This is a genomic window from Micromonospora sp. LOL_013, from assembly GCF_048060315.1.
Classification (GTDB): domain Bacteria; phylum Actinomycetota; class Actinomycetes; order Mycobacteriales; family Micromonosporaceae; genus Micromonospora_E.
The window spans coordinates 23,614-45,530 of sequence record NZ_JBHMIQ010000043.1 but is presented as its reverse complement, the minus strand read 5'-3'; the positions used below and the strand labels follow the sequence as shown (position 1 = coordinate 45,530).

Below are 21,917 nucleotides of genomic sequence, written 5' to 3'. Positions count from 1 at the left end.
GCATGGCGGTGGCGCACTCGGCGGTCAACCTGGTCGGCAGCCTGCTGCCCGGCGGCGTCCTGGGCCGCATCCGCGACGGCGACCCGACCGTGCCCGCCATCGACGCCCGCTCCTACCACCTGACCGCCGGCGAATCCGTCCGCCGGATCGCCAACCGCGACTTCGGCTACCTGCGCGACGAATTCCACCGGTACGCCGACCAGCAGGCCGGCACCGGCAGCCGCCGAAACCGGCGGCGCGCCGCCGACGACTGGCGGCACACCCTGCTGCGTACCCTCGACTTCGACGGCATCGAACGCCTACCCGGCGGCATCGTCGTCGACGAACAGCCGTTCCCGGTCAGCCACCGATGGCAGCAGGCCCTGCCGGTGCACCTGGCCCCCTGGGGTGCCGACCTCGACCGGCGGGCCGCCGGAGTGCCGCGCGGCACCCGATCCCCGGCCGACGCGGCACCACACGTCATGGTGCAACGGCTGCTCAACCAGAGCGACCAGCACCTGTGGGCGGTGCTGTGCAACGGGCCGCAGCTGCGACTGCTGCGCGACTCCACCAACCTCGCCGGCAGCGCGTACCTCGAATTCGACCTGGCGGCGATCTTCCAGGGCGAACTGTTCGCCGACTTCCTGCTGTTCTACCGGATCGCCCACGCCAGCCGGTTCCAGATCAGCGACCCGCAGGCCGGTGCCGCCTCCTGCCCGCTGGAGGAGTGGCGCACCTACGGCGCTCGGCAGGGCGAACGCGCCCTCACCAGCCTGCGGTACGGCGTACACGAAGCGTTGGAAACCCTCGGACAGGGTTTCCTCAGCCACCCGCACAACCGGCACCTGCGCGACGACGTCGCCGCCGGCCGGCTGACCCTGGCCGACCTGAAACGCTCCCTGCTGCGGCTCGTCTACAAGCTGATCTTCTGGATGGTCGTCGAGGACCGCGGCGTCCTGCTCGACCCGCACGCCAGCCGGGCAGCCCGCGACCGCTACGACACCTACTTCTCCTCCCGCCGGCTACGCCGCCTCGCCGACACCCGCCGCCACTCCTGGCACGGCGACCTGTGGCAGAGCACCGCCCTGGTGTTCCAGCTGCTCGGCTCGGAAGCCGGCGGCCCGGTGATCGGCCTGCCCGCCCTCGGCGGCGTCTTCGAAACCAGCGAACTCGACCTGCCGCTGCGCCGCGCCCAGCTCACCAACTCGGCGCTGCTCACCGCCGTCACCCAGCTCAGCGTCCTCACCGGCCGGCGGGCCGACCGCCGGCAGTGGGTCGACTGGGCGCGGCTCGGCGCGGATGAACTCGGCAGCGTGTACGAGGCACTGCTGGAGCTGCACCCCTGCTGGGACGCCCACACCGGCAGATTCTGCTTCGTCAAGGTCAAAGGCAGCGACCGGAAGAAGACCGGCGCCTACTACACCCCGCCGTCCCTCGTCGACGGACTCCTCGACTCCACGTTGGAGCCGCTGCTCGACGAGGCCTGCGACGCCGACACCCCCGCCGAACGCGTCGCCGCCCTGGAACGCCTCACCGTCTGCGACCCGGCCTGCGGATCCGGGCACTTCCTCATCGGCGCGGCCCGCCGCATCGCCCGCCGCATCGCCATCGAGGAAACCGACGACCTGGAACCCCACCCCGACGCCGTCCAGGCCGCGATGCGCAAGGTCACCACCCGCTGCCTGTACGGCGTCGACAGCAACGAAATGGCCGTCGAACTGGCCAAACTCTCCCTCTGGCTGGAAGCGGTCGAACCCGGCAAACCCCTCGGCTACCTCGACGCGCACCTGCGGGTCGGCAACTCGCTGCTCGGTGCCACCCCGGCGCAACTCGCCGCCGGCATCCCCGACGCCGCGTACACCGCCCTCGACGGCGACAGCAGAGCCGTCGTCACCGCCCTGCGCCGGGAAAACGCCAGCCAGTCACCCGGTGTCCGACCACTGACCACCGACAGCGCCGGCAACCTCGACCTCGCCGCCGAAGCCGCCGCCATCGCCCACCTGGCACCCTGCGAAACCCTCGCCGACGTACACATCCAGGCCCAGCGGGACCGCACCCTCGACCCGCACCGGCGCCGACTGCGGCAGATCGCCGACGCCTGGTGCGCCGCGTTCGTCGCCCCGAAGATCCCCAGAAACCGGGCGTACGGCCTCACCAACGCGATGCTGGCCCGCATCGCCACCGACGAGCGCAGCGACGACGTCGAGCGCGCCCGGCAGCTCGTCGACACGATGGTCCGGCAGTACGGCTTCTTCCACTGGCACATCGAGTTCCCGCACATCTTCGAAGTCCCCGCCGACGGGGTTCCCGCCGACAGGGCCGGCGTCGACCCGGCCACCGGCTGGCGCGGCGGCTTCAGCTGCGTACTGACCAACCCGCCCTGGGAGCGGGTCAAACTCCAGGAGCAGGAGTTCTTCGACGGCCAGCACGAAGCGGTCGCCGGTGCGCCGAACGCCGCCGCCCGCAAGAAGCTGATCGCCGCACTCGCCGACAGCGAGCAGCCCGCCGAGCGTGACCTGCACCTGAGCTGGACGAAGGCGCTGCGCACCGCCAGCGGCATCAGCCACCTGCTGCGGACCGCCGGCCGGCACCGGCTCACCGGACGCGGCGACATCAACACGTACGCCGTCTTCGCCGAAACCAGCCGGACGCTGCTCGCCACCACCGGCCAGGTCGGCATCATCGTCCCGACCGGGATCGCCACCGATGCGACCACCCAGGACTTCTTCAAGGACCTGGTACGCCGTCGGAGTCTGGTGTCGTTGTTCGACTTCGAGAACGAGGACCGGGTCTTCTCGGAGGTGCATCACTCGTTCCGGTTCGTTCTGTTGACGGTGGCGGGTGTGCGGCGGCCGGTCGATCGGGTGTCGTTGGTGTTCCGGGTGCGGCAGGTGGATCAGATCGTGCGGCGGGCGTACGTGTTGTCGCCGGAGGAGATCAGTCTGTTGAACCCGAACACGGGGACGTGTCCGGTGTTTATGTCCCGGCGGGACGCGGAGATCACGTTGGGGATCTACCGGCGGGTGCCGGTGTTGTGGCGCGAGGACCGTCCGGACGGTAACCCGTGGGGTGTGTCGTTCCTGGCGATGCTGCACATGGCCAACGACTCGGGGTTGTTCCGTGGCTACGACGACCTGGTCCAGGATGGCTGGACGTTGAAGGGCTACCACTTCGTCCGAGGCGACGAGCGCATGCTGCCGTTGTACGAGGCAAAGATGGTCCACTTCTACGACCACCGGCTGGGTACGTACGAGGGTGCGACGCAGGCGCAGTTGAACGTCGGGACGCTGCCCCGCCTTACCGACGCCGATCATGACGATCCGGCGCGGCTGCCGCTGCCACGCTACTGGGTGCCGAAGTCGGCGGTGGACGATCGGTTGGCCGGGCGCTGGTCGCATGACTGGCTGCTGGGTTGGCGCGACATCGCCCCCAGTACCAACGAACGCACCCTGATCCCCGCCGTCATTCCGCTAGCTGCGGTAGGCCACACCAATCCGCTCCTGATCTCCGACCAGCAGCGGGTGGTTGTGGGGTCGTTGGCGGCCAACCTGGCCACGCTGGTTACCGACTACGCCGCGCGCCAGAAGCTGTCCGGAACCCACTTGACCTACGCGGTGCTTCGCCAACTGCCGGTGCTGCCGCCGCAGCGGTACGCCGAACGGGCGCCCTGGGATCCGGATGTCGTCGACCTGTCGGAGTGGATCCGGCCCCGGGCGCTGGAGCTGACCTACACCGCGCACGACCTCGCACCGTACGCCCGTGACCTCGGCGACGACGGCCCGCCGTTCCGGTGGGACCCGCAGCGACGTGAACTCATCCGCGCCGAACTCGACGCCGCCTACTTCCACCTGTACGGGGTGGACCGTGACGACGTCGACCACATCATGGAGACCTTCAAGGTCGTCCGGGACAAGGACGAGAACGCGCACGGCGAGTACCGCACCAAACGCCTGATCCTGGAGCGCTACGACGCGATGGCCGCTGCCGTCCGCACCGGTACGCCGTACCGTTGCCCGCTCGACCCGCCCCCTGGGCGTGGCCGGCGGTCCGATCAGACTGCGGAGACGAGGCGTTGACGGTACGCCTGAAGCTGGTCACCGTCGCGGGTGTGCCAGCACGGCCCGAGCTCCCAGCCGAGCCGTTCGTAGAAGCCGGTCGCTCCGGCCGACCCGACCGGGGTAACCAGCTCGGCCTCTGCCGCCCCGGCGCGCCGGGCGTCCGCAACGAACCGGCGGACAAGCTCCGCCCCGATGCCACTGCCCCGCCACTTCGGTTGCACCGCCACCGCGACCATCACCGCGACCTGCGCATTCTCGGACGGCGCGTCCGCCGGGGTCGGCTGGCCGGACCGGCGCTGCGCGATCTGCCGGGCCCACGGTCCAACCCGGGAGGACAGCTGGCGGGCCAACCATGGACGGCGGACCACCGCACCTACGCCGGAAACTGACAGTGCGGCCAGCGCCCGCCGGTCGGCGAACAGCGCCGCCATGTGGGCGGCCTGGTCGGTGGTGCCCAGCAGGAATCCGACAACGTCGCCGTCGGGCGTCGTCGGGTTGGTGACCACGTAGCCGACGCCGTGCCGGGAGTCGAGGTAGGTACGGTGCCAGCGGCGGACGAAGCCTGCCCCGAGAGACGGAAACAGCCCGACCGGCAGGAACTCCACATGCGTGCGAGCCGTCGTCGCCAGGTCGGCGTGCTCGGCTGGCCGCACGAGGGCTCCGCTGCGGCCCGACCCCGTCACCGGGGTGCGGGACCGCGTCAGAGTGTTGGCGCTGCCCATCATGGCCTACGAGTACCCGCCGTCAGGGTGGACATGCGAGGGCTGGATCTGCCGCCCGACGGGGCCAGGCCCGCAGGTCGAGAAGCAGGGCGCGGTGGTCGGAGACTTCCGGCTGACGCACGATTTCGAACCGTTCGACGGCGGCGACGTCGGAGACGAGCAGATAGCTCGCGTGCCGGACCGGCTTCGGATAATGCGACGTACGGGTGTCCGCCGTGCCAACCAGCTCAGTCAGCCCGATACCGCCCAGCACGTCGAACGTCTCGCTGTCGGGCAGTACGTTGAAATCCCCGCACACCACCACCAGATCGTCCGGCTCGCGTATCCGCTGGACCAGCTCGGTCAGCCGTACCGCCTGGGCCCGGCGCGCCGGGGTGTCCGCCTTGCCGGCCGGGTCGCGCAGCCCGTGCACCTGCACCACCCACACCTGCCGGCCGTCCGTGCGCCCGACGACGCCGACGGCGAGCGCCACCCGTGGACGGTCCGCGACGGTCCACTCGCCATGGGCGACAAACTCCCCGTGTACGAAGGCCGAGTCGACACCGACGACAGGCAGCCGTTCGGCGACCATCGTCGCCACGCCGAAGTCCTGCCGGTGCCGGGCACCCGTCGCGTCGGTCACCGGCCCGGAGTCACTGGCCAGGAAGAGCGCCTGGTGGCGGGGCAGTACGGCGCGGACGTCGTCGAACAGGTTCGCGCGCTGCGGCAGGGCGCGGTCGCCGTCGTCGAACCGGGTCCACCCGGTCAGGCCCGGCGTCCGGGTCACCTCCTGCAGGCAGACCACATCGGCCGCGCCCTCGGCCAGCCAGGGCAACAGCTCGTTGGCCAGCGCCCCACCCCAGGCGTTCACACTCACGATCCGCAGCACGACACCCCCGCTCATACGATCACGGGATCTCGCCTTCCGGCACCAGCCTTTCGGGTCAGTGGTTCGGTGGCCGTAGGCTGCGAGGTCACCTGAGATCAAGGAAGGGTGACGCTTGTGGCTGGCGGTGTGCGGAACGGGCTGCTGGTGCGTACCTGCCTGGAAGTTCTCCGCGACAGCGGGCAGCGGCTGCATGGCAGGGACGTGCTCGACCAAGTCGCGGAGCGGATCGATCTCAACGAGGCCGAGATGCGACCGCACCGCAACGGTTCACCGGCCTGGGCGGTCGCGGCCCGCTTCTACGCCGGCGACGCTGCCACCATCGGCTGGCTGATCAAACGGGACGCGCTGTGGTGGATCACCGACGACGGCTTGGCCGCCCTAGACATGTTTCCCGACCCGGACACCCTCTTGAGTGAGATCAACAAGCGATACAACGGCATCGTCCGAGATCGAAAGGCCGCACGGAAGAAGTACGACGACCGGCTCGAGAAGATCACCAGCACCCTGGAGCTTGTACCGGCCGGCTCCTGGACAGCGTACGACGATCTGGCCGAGCTGGTCGACGGCACGCCGGACGACATCGCCCACCTACTGGCCGACACCTACGTCGACAACGCGCACCGCGTCCTCGACGCTTCCGGTCGGGTCCCCGATGCCAGGCACCAGCATGCCCGGCTACGCGGTAGCGACCTGGCGGCCCGGCTCAGCGAGGAAGGTATCGAGTTCGTCGGCGGTCGGGCGAACGCCGAACAGCGGATCACCGCTGACTTCCTCGCCGAGCGACTCGCCGAGACCGCCACCCTCGCGGCTGAACCCGTCGCGCGGCGGGCCTGGCTGGTCCGGGGCAGCAACGTCGACGGCGCCGACCTGGTGCCGCAGTGGCTAGCCGAAGGTTGGGTGTCGCTGGCAGCCTCCCAACTGCCGCACCTCGGCCCCGGCATCGACGAACAGCAGCTGACCCAGGCCGTCGCCGACGCCTACCGGCACAAGAGCTATTCGGTACGGGAGAAGCTGACCGGCGAGTTCAACGCCTTCCTGCGGTTGATGCGGGACGGGGACTTCGTGGCGACCGCGCACCACGGCGACGTACACCTCGGGTTGGTCACCGGCCCGCCCAGCTTCACCGGCGCCGAGGAGCTACCGTCCCACCTGCGCCGGCCGGTGCGCTGGCTGGAGCTCGACCCGCCGGTGGACCTGTCGGCGCTGCCCGCCGCCCTGTCCAACCTGTTGCAGAGCCAGGACGACGTGGTCGACCTGACCGACGGGCTGGCCGCGCTGGAACACCTCGCTGCGCCGCTGCTGCGCGAACCGGCGCCGACCGCGGCACCGGCCACCCCCGCGACGCCGCCGCCAGGTCCGATGGCGACCCCGACCCCGCCGCCGGCGGCCGAAGCGCGACTCGGTGACGTCCCCGCCGACCTGGCCGACACGCTGCTGCTCGACCTCGACTGGCTGCGGGAGCTGCGTGAGCTGCTGGCCAGGCGGCGGCAGATCATCCTGTACGGCCCACCCGGGACCGGCAAGACGTACGTCGCCCGCGCCCTCGCCGCCCGGCTCACCGAACCCCACGCGGTACGGCTGATCCAGTTCCACCCGTCGTACACCTACGAGGACTTCTTCGAAGGGTTCCGGCCCGAGGCCGGCGACGACGGCACTCTACGGTTCAAGCTCACCTCCGGGCCGCTGCGCCGGCTCGCCGACGCCGCCCGGGAACACCCGTCCACGGCGTACGTGCTGATCATCGACGAGATAAACCGGGGGAACCTGGCGAAGGTCTTCGGCGAGCTGTACTTCCTGCTCGAATACCGTGACCAGCCGATCGCGCTGCAGTACTCGGCGAAGGACTTCACCCTGCCGGCCAACCTCTACCTGATCGGCACGATGAACACCGCCGACCGGTCGATCGCCCAGATCGACGCCGCGATGCGCCGCCGCTTCGCGTTCGTCGAGATGCACCCGGACCGGCCGCCGGTCGCCGGCCTGCTGCGTCGCTGGCTCACCGCCCGCGACCTGCCTGCCAAGGCCGCCGACCTGCTCGACGCCCTCAACGCCCGGCTCGCCGACGCCGACTACGCCGTCGGGCCGACGTACCTGCTGGACGAGGCCGACCACCGCGACCCGGACGGCCTCGACCGGGTCTGGCGCCATGACATCCTGCCGCTGCTCGCCGACCACCACTACGCCGACGACCTGGACGTACCCGGCCGGTACGGGCTCGACGCGCTGCGGGCCGCCCTGGCTGATCGGCAGCCGCCACCGTGACCCGAGTGATCCAGCTGCGGGAGGCCGGTCCGGCGCTGAACGTGGCACTGACCGGCGAGCAGGCCCGGCAGCTGGCGGCGGCCCGCGCGGGCCGGCAACCGGTCGTCGAGGTACGACCGGGCCCGTCGGCCGGGCGTTGGCTGCTGCGCGCCACCCGGCTCGTCGGCGCCGCCCGCATCGGCGACCTCGATGTGTACGTCGCGCCGAAGGTGCCGGTAGCGCGGCTGTTGTTCCTGTTCGGCTACGCGCGGAACCCGCACCGTTGGCAGCCGGCGAGCCTGCCGTTGGGTGCCAGCGACGAGCTGGCTCCGGCGCTCGCCGAGGCGCTGTGTCGGCAGGTCGACCGGGCGATCCGGGGCGGGCTGCGACACGGCTACCAGGAGGTCGACGCCGCATCGACGGTTTTGCGCGGGCGGATGATGCCGGCCCGGCAGTTGACCCGTCGGCTCGGCCAGCCGCTGCCGCTGGAAGTCCGCTACGACGAGTTCACCGCCGACACGCCGGAGAACCGCATCCTGGTCAGCGCGGTCGAACGGATGCTGCGCGTTCCCGGGCTGGTGCCGTCGGTACGTCGCCGGCTCAGCCAGCTGGCTGAGCGGTTCCCCGGTGTCGCTCGGCTGCGTCCCGGTGCCCCGGTGCCGATCTGGCGTCCGGGCCGCAGCAACGCCCAGCTGCACACCGCCCTGTGGCTGGCCGAGCTGGTCCTCGCCGGATCGTCGCTCGACGCCCGCGCCGGTGACCGGGCCGCGAACGGCCTGCTGCTCGACATGGCGCGGGTCTTCGAGTCGTTCGTCGCTGCCGCGCTGCGGGCCGTGCTGCCCGCCGGCCAGCTGCGCACCCAGACAACCGATCACCTCGACGAGGCCGGCCTGATCGACATCCGCCCCGATCTGACCTGGTGGGACGAGGGCCGGGTAGCTGCGGTGGCCGACACCAAGTACAAGACCCGGACACCCGTCGACGACTTGTATCAGATGCTGGCCTACTGCGTCGCGTACGGTCTGGACACCGGCCATCTCATCTACGCCGGGGAGGGCGGTCCGACCGCGCACGTGGTCCGCCGGACCGGGATCCGGCTCGTCTGCCACCGGATCGACCTGGACGGGTCCACTGGCGACCTGCTGGAGCAGGTACGGCGGGTCGGTGCCGGGATGACGCTGGGCCGACGCCCGGGACGCGGGTCGATAGAGTCAGCGGCGTGAACGCGGCGTACCTGGTGGTCCTCGGTGAGCTGAGCCGGTGAGCTGACACCGCCCACTCGGGCGGCCGCCAGCCGCCCTTGTCGATTTTGTCGCGACAACAGCGCCGATGCCGGGTTTGCGGCTGACATCGCCTACTTAACGGCAAAGATGACAACGAGTCGTTGTTACGCCCGGGTAGGGCGGTAATAATTCGTCCTGTGGGCATAGCTTCATTTGCGGGACGATTATCCTCAACTTCGGATTGAACGATCCGCTGGCTGCTTCTGGGTCAACTTGAAGTATTGACATGCTTGCGCTCCGGTTGGGGCGCTGTTAGCCTTCTGTCCGTGGCCCGGTCAGGGGCCGGTAGGTCGATTTATTTCACCTGAGTTACGCCCGCCAAGACAGTCTCAATCAACCACCCCTTGGGACGTTCATGTCGACGATGTGGCCGAAGTGATGACCGCTGCCTCAACCGCTGATTCAACGCCGACTGATGGAGATCGTAAGAGGGATTTCCGGCTGTACTGGATAGCCGGGGCCGTCGACCAACTCGGGTCGCAGACCTCCGGCATCGTCTTTCCGCTGGTCACCCTCGCGATAACCGGTTCGCCCGCCGCCGCCGGTCTGGTGGGCGCGCTGGCCCTGGCCGGTCGACTTGTCGCCGCGCCTGCGGCCGGCGTACTGGCCGACCGGTTGCCCCGCAAGCGGATGATGGTGGCGTCACTACTGCTGGCCGCCGCCACGATGGCGGTGCTCTTCGTCGCGGTCGCCAGCGGTACGGCGACCCTGGTGGTGCTCACTGCCGCCGCCTTCGTCGAAGGGCTCGCCCAGAGCGGCTACGAGGCGGCCGGCGCGGGCTCGATTCGCCGGGTGCTGCCGGCCGACGACAAGAAGGCGCTGTCCCGGCTGGAGGCGCGCAATCACGCCGTACAGATCGTCGGTCCGGTTTTCGGTGGCGCACTCTACCAGATAGGCCGGTGGGTGCCATTCCTGGTGGACGCCGTGTCATATGTGGTGTCCGCATTTCTGGTCGGTGCGATCCGCACCGATCTCACCCCGGACCGTGCCGAACGCACGTCGTTCCTCACCGATCTGCGGGACGGCCTGCGCTTCGTGTGGCGGCAGCCGTTTCTGCGATTCGTGACGATCTGGGCTGCCGGGATCAATTTTACCTTCGGCGCACTCATCTACTACGCGATTCTGACCGCCGGGCAGCAGGGCGCGGCCGCGTCGTCGATCGGACTGGTGCTGACCGTGGCCAGCGTAGGCGGGTTGACCGGCGCGTTGCTGGCGCCCGCCGTGTTCAGCCGGATCCGGCCGATGACCGTCATCGTCGTCGCCTCCTGGGCGATGGTCGCCCTGGTCGCGGCCATGTCGCAGGCCCGGCAGACCTGGACGTACGGCCTGCTCTTCGGCCTGGTCTTCCTGCTCAGCCCGTTGCTCGGGGTCATCTTCCAGTCGCGGGTCATCGCGTTGACGCCGGACGAGCTACAGGGCCGGGTCGGCACCGTGATGGGCACCGCCGGCGAGGTGCTGCAGACCCCGGCGCCGCTGCTCGCCGGCCTGCTCGTCGCCTGGTACAGCCCGACCGCCGTTGCGCTGATCTTCGCCGCCGCACTGGCCGGGCTGGCCGTCTACACGACGGTCAACCTGCGCCAACTGCGCGCCGGGGCGGAGGACCCATCAGACGACGCGACGCCGACCGAACCCGACGTGACGTCGACCGAACCCGTGGCAGAGGAGGCACGCCGATGAGCCGTGAATACCGACTGTTCTACCCGGCGCTTCCGGCGGTCGCCGAGCACGCGCCGCACCGGGTGGTCTACGTCGGCGACGCCGACGGTCGATGCCAGATCCTGGCTTGGGACCGTCGGGCCGACACGGTCACCCAGCTCACCGACCGGGCGACCGGAACGATCCGGGCCGCGTTGGACCCGGCCGGCGAGACGGTGTGGTGGTTCGACGACGACCTCGCCGGGGTGGGTGTCTGGCGTACCCGCGACTTCCCGAACATCGACACCGACCAGGTCACCTCGCCGGTCTCGGCTCCGGCGCTGCCCGGGGTGACGCCGGCGCGGCACGCCGGGATCGCGATGGCCGACGACGGAACCGCCCTGGTCGGGCTCGCCGACGAGGACGGCCTGACCCTGCACCGGCGCGACCCGCACGGGCGAATCACCGAGGTCACCCGGACCGCCGGGTACGCGTACCTGGTCGACCTGGACCCGACCGGTGAGCTGGCGGCGGTCGGCACCGACTCGGCCGCCGCGGACGCCGTGACCGTGGTCGGCCGCGACGGGGCCACGGTCGGGGTGGTGTCCGGCCGGCCGGATCGGCGGGTCTGGGCGCTCGGCTTCGCCCCCGGCGGCGGCGAACCCAGGCTGCTGCTCGTGCTGGAGCAGGACGACCGGTACTTCCCGGCGACCTGGACCCGGGCCGACGGACTGCAGCCGCACAGCTGGTGCTGGTTCGACACCGAGATCACCGCGAGCTGGTACCCGGACGGCCGGCGGATCCTGATTCGTCAGGACCGGCACGCCCATACGATCCTGCACGAGGCCGACCTGACGGTGCGGGCCAGCGCGGTACTGCCGACCCCGCCGGGCAGTGTGCTGGACGCGGCGGTCTGGCCGGACGGCGACGTCGTCTACATCTGGACCGACTCGCTGACCCCGCCGCAGCTACGGTCGGGCCGTGACGTCCGGCTGCCGGACAGCGGCGCCGGCCCGGACCCGGCGGCGTCCGCCACGGTCGACGACTACCAGCGGCAGGAGCTGTGGGTGCCGGGGCCGGGCGGGCCGATCCACGTGCTGCTGACCACCCCGAACGACGACCGGCGTACCCGTCCCGCCGTGTTCCTGGTCCACGGCGGACCGTCGCAGCACGCGCGGGACGCGTACGACCCGCTGGTGGAGATCCTGGCCAGCACCGGCTGCGCGGTGGTGCGTGCCAACTACCGGGGGTCCAGCGGCTACGGCTCCGCCTGGCGTAACGACTTCAGCTCCGGCGTCGGGCTGACCCAGGTCGCCGATCTGGCGGCGGTCCGCGAGCATCTGGTGACCGAGGGGTTGATCGAGGCGGGACGGGTCGCCCTGTGGGGCACCTCGTGGGGTGGCTATCTGACCCTGCTCGCCCTCGGTGTGCAGCCCCGGCTGTGGCGGCTCGGGGTGGCGATCAGCCCGATCGCCGACTACGCCGCCGCGTTTCATGCGGCGTCCCCGGCGGTCCAGGCGCTCGACGTGATGCTGTTCGGCGGCACCCCGGAGCAGGTTCCCGAGGCGTACGCCCGGTCGTCGCCGGCCAGCTACGTCGACCAGGTCACCGCGCCGGTGCTGCTCGCCGTCTCCAGCGACGACGTGCGCTGCCCGCCGGCTCCGGTGGAGCGGTACGCCGGCCTGTTGGCCGCCCGCCGCGTTCCGCATCAGCTGGTCCGCCGCCGGGCCGGGCACGACGACTTCGACGCCCGCAGCCATCTGTCGCTGATGCAGACCGTGCTGCTGTTCATGCAGCGGCACTTCGACGGCGTGCAGGAGGAGGGTACGGCGGTCGCGCTCGCCATGGCGCGGCCAGTCGGCTGACCTGTTCCCCGCACGTTGGCAGGTTCGGTCCGATCGGGAGAGGAGGTGAACGGTATGCGGAAGAACGTTGTCGAGAACGACCCGATCAACGGCAACCGCGACCAGCTTCGCAGCGCGAACGTCACGGTCACGGTCTCGGTCAAGATCAAGTTCTGATCCGGGTCGTACGGGGTGGAGGCGGGCGGGTCGCGCCCTGGCCGGTATCGCCTGACCGCCTCCATCCCATCGGCGCCGACCTCACCATCCCACCGGGAATCCTGTCCACCTCCGACACCCGCGCTGACCGGGTTCGTCGGTCGCGGCTCGCATAGAAGGGAAGGGCACATGCGGATCCTGCTGGTCAACATGCCGTGGTCATCGATCGATGTCCCGTCGCTGGCACTGGGCATCCTCACCAACAGCGTCCGCCAGAAGATGCCGGACGCCGAGGTCGAGGTGATGCACGCCAACCTCGACTTCGTCGACTGGGTGGTCGACCGACGTGAGTTCGGCCTCGGCGACTACTACTACTATTCGCTGTTCACCTACTTCTCCGGCTGCGGTGACTGGGTCTTCTCCTCCGCCCTCTACGACGACCCTGAATGGCGGGTCAGCGAGTTCACCCGCGTCGTCCAGGGTCAGATGTCCGAACGCGACCTGAGCCGCAACATGGACCTGCACCGGGCCGCGCCGGAGTTCATCGATGAGATCGCCGCCCGGATCGCCGACCGGGCACCCGACCTCGTCGGATTCACCTCGACGTTCCAGCAGAACACCGCAGCACTGGCGACTGCCCGGGCGGTGAAGAAACTCGACCCCCGGATCCGTACCGCCCTCGGTGGGGCGAACTGCGACGGCGAGCAGGGTGCGGCGCTGCACCGCAACTTCTCCTTCATCGACTTCGTGGTACGTGGCGAAGGGGAGGCGGCTTTTCCCCAGCTGCTCACCGCGCTGGCGGCCGCGCCAGCGGACAACCAGGGCGACTTTTCCAGCATCGAGGGCCTGTGCTGGGCCACCCCGGACGGCCGACACGTGGCCAACCCGATGAGCACCGCACCGCTGCCGCCGGCTGAGATCGTCAGCCCGGACTACACCGGCTACTTCGAGCGGCTGGCCCGATCCAAGGCGAACAACTGGGTCGAGCCCCGGCTGGTGGTGGAAGGCGCCCGCGGCTGCTGGTGGGGCGAGAAGCACCACTGCACCTTCTGCGGGCTCAACGGATCGTTCATGCAGTTCCGCAGCAAGCATCCCGGCCGGTTCTACGACGAGATCATCGGACTGGTCGAGCGCCACCAGGTGCTGGACATGTTCGTCGTCGACAACATCCTCGACATGAGCTACGTCAACTCGCTGCTGCCCCGGCTGGCCGAATCCGACTACGACCTGCGGCTGCAGTACGAGATCAAGTCGAACATGCGTGGCCCGCAGGTGCAGGCCCTGGCCGACGCCGGCCTGGTCAGCGTCCAGCCAGGCATCGAGAACCTGAACAGCCGGGTGCTGAAGATAATGGACAAGGGGGTGACCGGCTGCCTCAATGTGCGGATGCTGCGCGACGCGGAGACCAGCGGCATCACCATCGCCTGGAACTACCTGTACGGCTTCCCCGGCGAGACCGACGCCGACTACCAGTCGATCATTGACCAGATGCCGGCCCTGCACCACCTCTGCCCACCCGACGGCAGCACCCGGATCGCCATCGAACGGTTCAGCCCGTACTTCGTCAAGCCGGAGCTCGGCTTCACCGACCTGCGGCCGGCCGCCCAGTACCGGCTCATCTACGACCTGCCCGAGTCGGAGCTGATGGACCTGGCGTACATCTTCGACACCCCGACCCAGGGCATCGACGAGGACCTCGCCGAGACCCTCGACCGGGCCGTCACCAGCTGGCAGCACGAGTACGCCCGCAGCCGGCTGACCCACCACGACCTTGGCACCGAGATCGTGCTGGTCAGCGAGCGGCGGCAGTTCGACTGGCACGTGCTGCGGTTGACGGATCCGACCGAGATCGCCGCCTTCCGGCAGCTGGACCAGCCGCACAGCGTCGCCTCACTGGCCCGGCGGATATCCGCGTCGGAGGAGGCAGTGGCCACGCTGCTCGCCCGCTGGAGCGACCTCGGCCTGCTGTTCAGCGAGGCCGACCAGTTCATCCAGATCGCACCGCAGGCGATGAACCAGGACCTGCTCCGCATCGACCACCTGCACCAGGAGCGGGCCGCCGCGCAGGCGGAAGCTGCGTCGACGGACCCGGCCACGTCCGCCGGGCACCCCACGCCCGAGCCCGCGCTCACCGCCGTCTGACAGGAGCACCGCGTTGATCAGCACCGACATCGAGGCACCGCCGACCGGGCCGGTCGTGGTCCGACTGCACCGGGACCACGATCCGGCGGTCGCCGACATTCCCGGCATCGACCTGGGCACGGCCGAGTTCACCGGGCTCGCCGCCGATACCGTCGCGGACTGGCTCGACCGGGGGGTACGCAAGGTGGCGCTGCCCGGCGTCGTCGACCTCACCGCCGCCGGCTCGGTGGCGGCGGCCGACGCGGTCCGCCGGCTCGTCCTGGTCCGGGAGCTGACCAGCTACGCCATCGAGGTGGACTGGTCGATACGGCTGCCGGGCGGCGACGGCGACCTGTGGCGGGTGTACGGGCATCTGCGTCCGCCAGCGGCGGTCGAGATCGTCGGCGCCGACCCTGAAACCGATCCGGGGACGGTGGCCGCTGCCGCCTGGCGGGACGCGTTCTACTTCGACAAGTGCACCTACCGGCGTGGCCCTGGGTTCGTCCAGGTCCGGGATCGGCGGGCTGGTCGGCTCAACCTGCTGACCATCGACGACCCGGCCTACCTGGCGGTGCTGGAGCAGTTGCTCGACGGTGCCGAGATGACCACTGTCGACCTGGACATCGCCCGCGAGTTCGGCGAGGAAGGGCTGGTCACGAAGGTGGGCGACCGACTGGTCTGGTTGCCGCACCGGCTGCGCCGCTGGCCGCTGCCGTCGATGGTGGTGTGACCTCGTCGCCCATCGCCTCCGGCGGGACGCCGGTCCAGCGGGAGTACGCGCTGTCCACGAAGTACGCCTCGCCCGGATCCCAGGTGTGCCCGGTGGGCCGCCGATGGTAGAGGTAGCCGAGCGGGTGGGTGCGGTAAATGGTGGCGCCCTCCGCCCGGAGCCGCTCGATCAGGCCGAGGTCGACCGAGCGGGGCACCGGCCGCCAGCCCCCGACCGCCTCCAGATCACCCTTGGCGAGCAGCATCGTGCCGCCGGCGACCACATCGCCGTACGCCTCGGGAATGCCGGACGATCGGCGCAGGGTGACCCTACGGTCTTCCAGGTAGACGAACTCGGCGCTCTTGCCGACCAGGGTGGCCCCGGAATAGTGCCGGGCCAGCACCAGGTCCCAGACGTGTTCGACGCCGTAGCTGTCGTCGTCGTCGAACTTAGTGATCAGGGTGCCACGGGCGCGCCGGGTGGCCGCTGCGAGCCCGGCGCCGAAGTCGACCGACTCCGGCAGGTGCAGCACCTCGAACGGGCGGCCCGCGTCGGACAACGCCCGGCGGGCCGGCTCCGGCAACTCGATGCCGTGCAGGCCCAGGATGATTTCCATCTCCGGATAGGTCTGCGCGATGATCGCGGCCAGCGCGGTGGTGACCAGCTCCGGCCGCCGGGTGATCAGGACCGCGCTGACCGATGGCGGCCGACCGAGTGCCGGCAGCCCGTCGTCGGCGAGGCCGGGCAGCCGCAGCCCTGCGGCGTGGCCGCGCATCGCGGCCCGGCGCTGCCGTACGCTGCGCGCCTCGACAGCCAACGACCCGTCCGGCCCGGCTGATCCGGGCGGCTGTCCGGTGACGAGCATGCGTAGCTGCGGGTCGAGCAGGTCGGCCACGGCCGGCGGCAGGATCGGGGCGTGTACGAGTACCCCGGTCGCGGCGAGCTGGACCAGCAGCCCGGCGGTCTGCTCGGGGTGTTCACCGGGCACCAGCCGACAGCGCACCGCGCGGACCTGCCGCAGCGCGGCCAGCGCCGCCGCGTCCAGCCCGGGGCCGGTCAGCGACCCGTATCGGGTCGATCCGCTGGTCGGTCCGCGGAACCTGGCCCCGGACCGGTCGGCGCGGGCGAACTCCAGGGAAATCTCTGCCGCCTCCGGCCGGTACGCGGCAGCCAGCCGGCCACGCGGGTTGATCCGTTCCGCGTCGATCAGCACGAGCCGCTCGCCAGCGGGTGTGGTGACCGCGTGCCCGGCGCCGGCCAACCGGACACCGTACGCCGCGCCGCGCTCGCCCTGCGGGCCGGTGGCATCCCGGCCGGGATCCTGCGGGCCGGTGACGTCCCGGCCGTCCAGCACCAGGTCGTGGGCGCGGATCTCGTCGCGCTCGGGCAGCGGGCCGGCGGTCAGCACGGTCGCCCCCGCCGGCAGGTACGCCGGCGGGGCACCAAGGGCGGTGAGATCGGCGGTGCCGGGGGACGGCATCGGCCGAGATCCGTCCAACGCGCGCAGCGCCGCCCGTACCGCCGACCGCAGCGGCACCGGGGCGGCGAGCGCCAGCCGGACGGTGGCCGCGCCCCGGCGCAGCCTGGGCAGCCCGACCCGGTGCCGACGCAGCTGCGGCAACGTGCCGATGCTGCCGGACCAGCCGAGCCCCGGATACCGCCACCAGACGACGACCACGGTGGCAGCGCGTACCGGCTGACCGGCCGACGGGTGGTGGGGCAGGTCGCGTAGCCGGTCCACGGTGCCGGCGATCACCAACGCGCGCCGGATACCGGGTATCCGCAGCACCCGCAACCCCACCGCGCGGCCGAGCCGTTCGGCGGGGTGGGGTGCCGGTAGTCCGGTGAGGCGCCAGGTGATCCGGCTGCCGGCCGGCGCGGAGGCGTCGGAGCCGGCGTCTCGCCTCACCTGATCGCCCCCTCCTCGGCTTCGTCGTCGACCGCACCACCTCGGGCGGGTACGGTGCCGGGCCGCGCCGCCGCCGGCGGTGTCCGACCGGCTGTGGTCGGCCGCCCACCGGCTCCAGTGGCTCCGCTGGTCCGGTCGGCCCGGCCGAGCAACCGTTTGCGCAGTGACCAGACGGCCATCAGCGTTCGATAGAGAGAGTAGGCGTTCGCCGCGACGAGTCGGTGCTTGATGGTCTCGTTGTCGTTGCCGTTGCCGTTGCCGTCGCCCGGGACCGGGTATCCGCCGACTGGCCGATGCTGGTGGTAGAGCTCGCAGGTGCGCCGGAAGTAGCGCCGCCGGTGGGACCTGGGGACCCGGTGCCGGTGTCCGAGCACCTGCAGGCAGTGCCAGATCATCCGGCCAAAGATCAACGGGCGTACGCCGGCGGCCCGGCCCGGGTGGGCGTCGAGGTAGGTGAAGACCCGCTGCCACTGGTCGAAGACCTCGAAGTGCCGGTCGCTGACCGTCCGGGTGATCGCGCCGTCGTCATGCTGCCGGTACGCGTAGCAGTCGCGATCCAGCACGGCGATCCGGTCGATGGCGACCAGCAGCGGGATCACGAACGAGACGTCTTCGTACCAGCCGGACTGGAAGGTGATCCCGGTGTCGACCAGCCGGTCCCGCTTGATGATCTTGTTGCAGGCGATCCACAGCACGTCGAGCAGCCCCGGCTCGTCGGCGAAGCGGAAGACCTCCGGAAGTTGGCGGCCGGGGGCGATGCCGGTGACCGGATGTTCCTCAGCCCGGCCGTCGGGGTAGATCCGGGAGTACCCGGTGATCAAGATGTCCGGGTCGGTGTGCTCGACCCGGTCGGCGACCGCGTCCAGTGAGCCGTCCGGCAACCAGTCGTCGCTGTCCACGCACCATACGTAGCGGCCGCTGGCGTGGGCGATACCTGCGTTGCGGGCGGCGCCCAGCCCGCTGTTGCGGTCCAGGGTGACCACGGTGATCTCGGGGTGTCGCTGTGCGTAGCTGGCCAGAATGGCGCTGGACCCGTCATCGGAGGCGTCGTCGACTGCCACGATCTCCACGTCCGCCCGACGCTGCGCCAGGACCGAGTCGAGGCACGCTGCGAGGTACTTCTCGACCCGGAACACCGGGATGATCAAGCTCAGCAGTGCCATCGGTGCAGCGCGCCTTCCACGTACGTCGGTGCGTCGGTCCGGCGGCGGGGGTCAACCGTCGGTCCGACATCGTCCGTCGGGTAGGGGAAGGGGGCCCTGGCAAAAGGCTAACAGCTGGTGACCAGTTGGCGAACGTCCGGGACTTTCCCGCCCATGTCACCGATCGTCGCCCACCCGACGTCTATCTCAGCAGGGATCGGACACCGGCAGGTCCACACCGGGGAGGGTGCCCAGGCATGGGAGTGCAGCGTGTACGGCGCGGCTGAGATCATCTTGCCCGGGCATGTGGCGGGCAGGCCGCGACCCGCCGTCGACCGGGTGGTATCCGCGTCAACGGCCCTGGACGGGTCGAGGACGGCGGACCGGGCTCCGTCCGGGGTGGTGGAGGAGTTCGCCGCGTTCGCCTCGGCCGCAGCGCCACGGTTGCGCCGCACCGCCTACCTGATGTGCCGCGACTGGCATCTGGCCCAGGATTTCACCCAGACGGCACTGGCCAAGATGTACGCCGCGTGGCAGCGGGTGTCCCGGTTCGACAACCTGGAGGCGTACAGCCGCAAGGTGCTGTTGCGGGTGGTGCTCGACCACCGCCGCCGGCTGAGCGCGCGGGAGCTGCCGGTCGCCAGCCCTGGTGAGGACGGGGATCCGGCCCGGTCCGCCCGGCCAGATCTGCGGGTCACCATGATCGACGCGCTCGGCTGTCTGCCGCCCCGCGACCGGGCGATCGTGGTGCTGCGCTACTGGGAGGACCAGAGCGTCGAGACCGTCGCCGAGACGCTCGGCGTCTCGGTGTCGGTGGTCAAGACCCAGAGCCGGCGTTCCCTGGCTCGGCTGCGGGAACTGCTCGGCGACAGCCGCGCCGACCTGTTGGCCGAGGACCCCTGATCGGCCGCCGGCCAGTCGACGTCAGTGATCGGTCGGTATCAGCGGGTGGTCAGGCGGCGCAGCCGTTGGCGGCCCCGGCGGGCCACTCGGACCCCGCGCCGCGCCGCGCGTCCAGCCTGGTAGCGGGCCATCCGGCTCCACCTTGCCGGCGTCGCGGCGGCGGTGACCAGCGGGTCCGAGACCACCAGACGCAGCCCACGGCGGCCGGGTGCGACCCACACGGCACGGCCCCGGGCGGTCAGCGTCGCCCGGGTGCCGGGCGCGCCCGGGGTCGGCGGGAGCACCAGCTCGGCACCGTCGTCGCGGGCGACGATCCGCAGCGCGTACCGGCCGCGGGGCAGCGTGGCCAGCGGTACGTCGGCCTGCCATCGGAGCCGGCCGCCGCTGCTGTCGGCCACGGTCAGCGGCAGCCGTAACCGGGTGTCGCCGATCTCCAGTACCAGGTCGTCCCGCTGGTCGCCGGGTGCGCCGCCGGGGCCGGGCAGGCCGCACCACCCGGTCAACCGGACCATCTCGTCGCCGGCCGGGCCACCGCGACGGACGCTGCGCACACCGACGGTCGGCGCGGGCACCCGCAGCAGGTCCCGGTAGCGGTCCCAGCGCGGATGGTCCAGGTAGAGCTGCCCACCGCACAGCCGTACCGGGCCGGCGTGCCGGGGCTGGCGTACTCCGTCCGGGTCCTGCTCGTAAAGGGCCACCGCGCGTAGCCCGGCGTGCGGGTTCCGGCTGAACTCGGCGGCGACCGGCACCGGTACGTCGGCCAGCAGCGCCGCCATCCGGCGGGTGAAATCGGCCAGCTGCCCGTCGTCGAGGGCGTCGGCGGCCCGCCCGGCGTAGTGCAGCTGCATGTACGCGACCCACCGTCCGATTGCCCCGGCCACCTCGGGCGCGACGTCGGAGCTACCGGCGACCAGCCGCTCGATGATGTTCAGATGCTGCATGATCTTCGCCGGCCGAAACCGGCCTTCCATGATCGATGAGCCGTTGCCGCGTTGCCGGTAGAGGTAGACCAGTCGCGGGCTGAGCGCGGTCAGCGGGGAGCGGACCAGCAGCGGGACGGTGAACAGGACATCCTCGAACGCGCTGCCCTCGGTGAACTCGGCCCCGACCTGGTCGACCAGGTCGCGGGCGAACACCTTGTTGCAGGCCGACGGGTTGCCGATCAGCAGCGGGGCCTCGGCGACGGACCCGATGGTGCGGGCCGGGCCGACGATCTCCGCCCGCCAGGGCGGGCTGGGCCGGGGTGGGAAGCCGTGCATGTCGCCGACCGCAACCGGCGCCCCGGCCCGATCGGCGATGTCGACCAGGTGGTCCAACCCGCCGTCGGGGTAGAGGTCGTCGGAGTCCAGAAAGCCCAGGTAGTTGCCGGTGGCCAGGCGTACCCCATGGTTGCGAGCGGCACCGAGACCGGCGTTGTCCTGCCGGACGTAGCGGACCCCCGGCGCCCGCCGGGCGTAGTCGCGGGCGATCTCGCTCGACGAGTCGGTGGAGCCGTCGTCAACGACGACGACCTCGATCTCGGTCCGCCGCGGCTGGCGGTCGATCGACGCCAGGGCCGCGCCGAGCCAGGCCTCGGTGTTGTAGACGGGTACGACGACGCTCGCCCTCGGGGCAGCCACGATCACCTCTCGGCGGGTTGTCCGACGGTGCCGCGCCGCTTCCGGCGGCGGGCCGGGTATGCGGTGGCGGCGGCGGTCAATCTACCGCGCCCGGGTGGCCGGTGCCCCTCAGCACGGCTCGCCGGCCGCCGGGTGCATGATGGCGGACGTGCTGGGGAAACTGCAGACCGAACCGGTCCGGAGCCGACTCGACCTGGTGGCCGCGCCGGTGGCCGCCGCCGTCGAGCAGTGGTCGGCCGAGGTGCTGGTCGACGTGGACGATGTGGTGGTGGCGCCGATCGACCCCGAACTCGCCGACACGGCCGCCTTCTGCGCCGCGTACGGGGTCGCGCTCGACGAGTCGGCCAACTGCGTGGTGATCGCCGGCAAGCGGGGCGGTGCCGTCCGGTACGCCGCCTGCATGGTGCTGGCCACCACCCGGGCGGACGTCAACGGGACGGTCCGCCGGCTGCTCGACGCCCGTAAGGCGAGCTTCGCCCCGATGGCCGACGCGGTGCAGACGACCGGGATGGAGTACGGCGGGATCACCCCGATCGGGCTGCCGCCGGAGTGGCCCATCCTGGTCGACGCGCGGGTGGTGGCGGCGCCGCACGTGGTGATCGGTTCCGGGGTGCGGGGCAGCAAGATCGTGCTTCCCGGTCCGGCGCTGGGGGTACTGCCCAACGCACGGGTCGTTGACGGGCTCGCGGTCCCAGCCGGCACCTGACCGGGCTCGCGGTCCCAGCCGG

14 protein-coding genes are annotated in these 21,917 nt (G+C 71.1%); 9 read left to right on the top strand and 5 right to left on the bottom strand.

Annotated features, from left to right (window positions below; translation table 11 throughout):
* Positions 1-2 precede the first annotated feature (2 nt).
* The gene (locus ACFHWS_RS24020) at positions 3-4,055 is read left to right on the top strand and encodes an Eco57I restriction-modification methylase domain-containing protein (protein ID WP_416569151.1); all 4,053 of its coding nucleotides are present in this window, start codon (positions 3-5) and stop codon (positions 4,053-4,055) included.
* Here the strand turns inward: ACFHWS_RS24020 and ACFHWS_RS24015 are convergent.
* Together ACFHWS_RS24015 and ACFHWS_RS24010 are read right to left on the bottom strand one after the other, a co-directional pair.
* Positions 4,031-4,690 carry a GNAT family N-acetyltransferase gene (locus ACFHWS_RS24015; protein ID WP_416550933.1) on the bottom strand — a complete coding sequence of 220 codons (660 nt, stop codon included), beginning with the start codon at positions 4,688-4,690 and terminating at the stop codon, positions 4,031-4,033. The genes ACFHWS_RS24020 and ACFHWS_RS24015 overlap by 25 nt on opposite strands.
* 91 nt (positions 4,691-4,781) lie before the next feature.
* Complete coding sequence (locus ACFHWS_RS24010) at positions 4,782-5,642, bottom strand: endonuclease/exonuclease/phosphatase family protein (protein ID WP_416569150.1); 861 nt, start codon at positions 5,640-5,642, stop codon at positions 4,782-4,784.
* Positions 5,643-5,732: 90 nt separating this feature from the next.
* On the opposite strand from ACFHWS_RS24010, the gene ACFHWS_RS24005 reads away from it, so the two are divergent.
* From ACFHWS_RS24005 to ACFHWS_RS23980, 6 genes are all read left to right on the top strand, one after another.
* Positions 5,733-7,889: an AAA family ATPase gene (locus ACFHWS_RS24005; protein ID WP_416569149.1), complete on the top strand. Its 2,157-nt coding sequence runs from the start codon at positions 5,733-5,735 to the stop codon at positions 7,887-7,889.
* A gap of 5 nt (positions 7,890-7,894) precedes the next feature.
* A complete protein-coding gene (locus ACFHWS_RS24000; RefSeq protein ID WP_416569148.1) occupies positions 7,895-9,091 on the top strand; it encodes an McrC family protein in 1,197 nt (398 codons plus the stop codon).
* Between the two features lie 438 nt (positions 9,092-9,529).
* Positions 9,530-10,828, top strand: coding sequence for an MFS transporter (locus ACFHWS_RS23995; RefSeq protein ID WP_416569147.1), 1,299 nt, complete (start codon positions 9,530-9,532; stop codon positions 10,826-10,828).
* Positions 10,825-12,651, top strand: a complete 1,827-nt coding sequence (locus ACFHWS_RS23990; protein ID WP_416569146.1) for an alpha/beta hydrolase family protein — start codon at positions 10,825-10,827, stop codon at positions 12,649-12,651. The genes ACFHWS_RS23995 and ACFHWS_RS23990 overlap by 4 nt, the downstream gene beginning before the upstream one ends.
* Positions 12,652-12,975: 324 nt before the next feature.
* Positions 12,976-14,928 carry a RiPP maturation radical SAM C-methyltransferase gene (locus ACFHWS_RS23985; protein ID WP_416569145.1) on the top strand — a complete coding sequence of 651 codons (1,953 nt, stop codon included), beginning with the start codon at positions 12,976-12,978 and terminating at the stop codon, positions 14,926-14,928.
* 13 nt (positions 14,929-14,941) lie between these two features.
* Positions 14,942-15,637 carry a DUF5825 family protein gene (locus tag ACFHWS_RS23980; protein ID WP_416569144.1) on the top strand — a complete coding sequence of 232 codons (696 nt, stop codon included), beginning with the start codon at positions 14,942-14,944 and terminating at the stop codon, positions 15,635-15,637.
* Here ACFHWS_RS23980 and ACFHWS_RS23975 read toward each other — a convergent pair.
* Positions 15,561-17,525, bottom strand: a complete 1,965-nt coding sequence (locus ACFHWS_RS23975) for a glycosyltransferase (RefSeq protein ID WP_416569143.1) — start codon at positions 17,523-17,525, stop codon at positions 15,561-15,563. The genes ACFHWS_RS23980 and ACFHWS_RS23975 overlap by 77 nt on opposite strands.
* Positions 17,522-18,688, bottom strand: coding sequence for a glycosyltransferase family 2 protein (locus tag ACFHWS_RS23970; protein ID WP_416569142.1), 1,167 nt, complete (start codon positions 18,686-18,688; stop codon positions 17,522-17,524). The genes ACFHWS_RS23975 and ACFHWS_RS23970 overlap by 4 nt, the downstream gene beginning before the upstream one ends.
* Positions 18,689-18,937: 249 nt before the next feature.
* Between ACFHWS_RS23970 and ACFHWS_RS23965 the strand changes: the two genes are divergently transcribed.
* The gene (locus ACFHWS_RS23965; protein WP_416550943.1) at positions 18,938-19,570 is read left to right on the top strand and encodes a SigE family RNA polymerase sigma factor; all 633 of its coding nucleotides are present in this window, start codon (positions 18,938-18,940) and stop codon (positions 19,568-19,570) included.
* A 38-nt stretch (positions 19,571-19,608) separates the two neighbouring features.
* On the opposite strand, the gene ACFHWS_RS23960 is transcribed toward ACFHWS_RS23965, so the two are convergent.
* Positions 19,609-21,189: a glycosyltransferase family 2 protein gene (locus ACFHWS_RS23960; RefSeq protein WP_416569141.1), complete on the bottom strand. Its 1,581-nt coding sequence runs from the start codon at positions 21,187-21,189 to the stop codon at positions 19,609-19,611.
* Positions 21,190-21,340: 151 nt separating this feature from the next.
* Between ACFHWS_RS23960 and ACFHWS_RS23955 the strand changes: the two genes are divergently transcribed.
* Positions 21,341-21,895, top strand: a complete 555-nt coding sequence (locus tag ACFHWS_RS23955) for a YbaK/EbsC family protein (RefSeq protein ID WP_416551099.1) — start codon at positions 21,341-21,343, stop codon at positions 21,893-21,895.
* Positions 21,896-21,917 lie beyond the last annotated feature (22 nt).

Coding starts and splice junctions, on each gene's coding strand:
- ACFHWS_RS24020 (WP_416569151.1), top strand. CDS start 3: ATGGCGGTGGCGCACTCGGCGGTCAACCTGGTCGGCAGCCTGCTGCCC.
- ACFHWS_RS24010 (WP_416569150.1), bottom strand. CDS start 5,642: ATGAGCGGGGGTGTCGTGCTGCGGATCGTGAGTGTGAACGCCTGGGGT.
- ACFHWS_RS23995 (WP_416569147.1), top strand. CDS start 9,530: ATGACCGCTGCCTCAACCGCTGATTCAACGCCGACTGATGGAGATCGT.
- ACFHWS_RS23990 (WP_416569146.1), top strand. CDS start 10,825: ATGAGCCGTGAATACCGACTGTTCTACCCGGCGCTTCCGGCGGTCGCC.
- ACFHWS_RS23985 (WP_416569145.1), top strand. CDS start 12,976: ATGCGGATCCTGCTGGTCAACATGCCGTGGTCATCGATCGATGTCCCG.
- ACFHWS_RS23970 (WP_416569142.1), bottom strand. CDS start 18,688: ATGGCACTGCTGAGCTTGATCATCCCGGTGTTCCGGGTCGAGAAGTAC.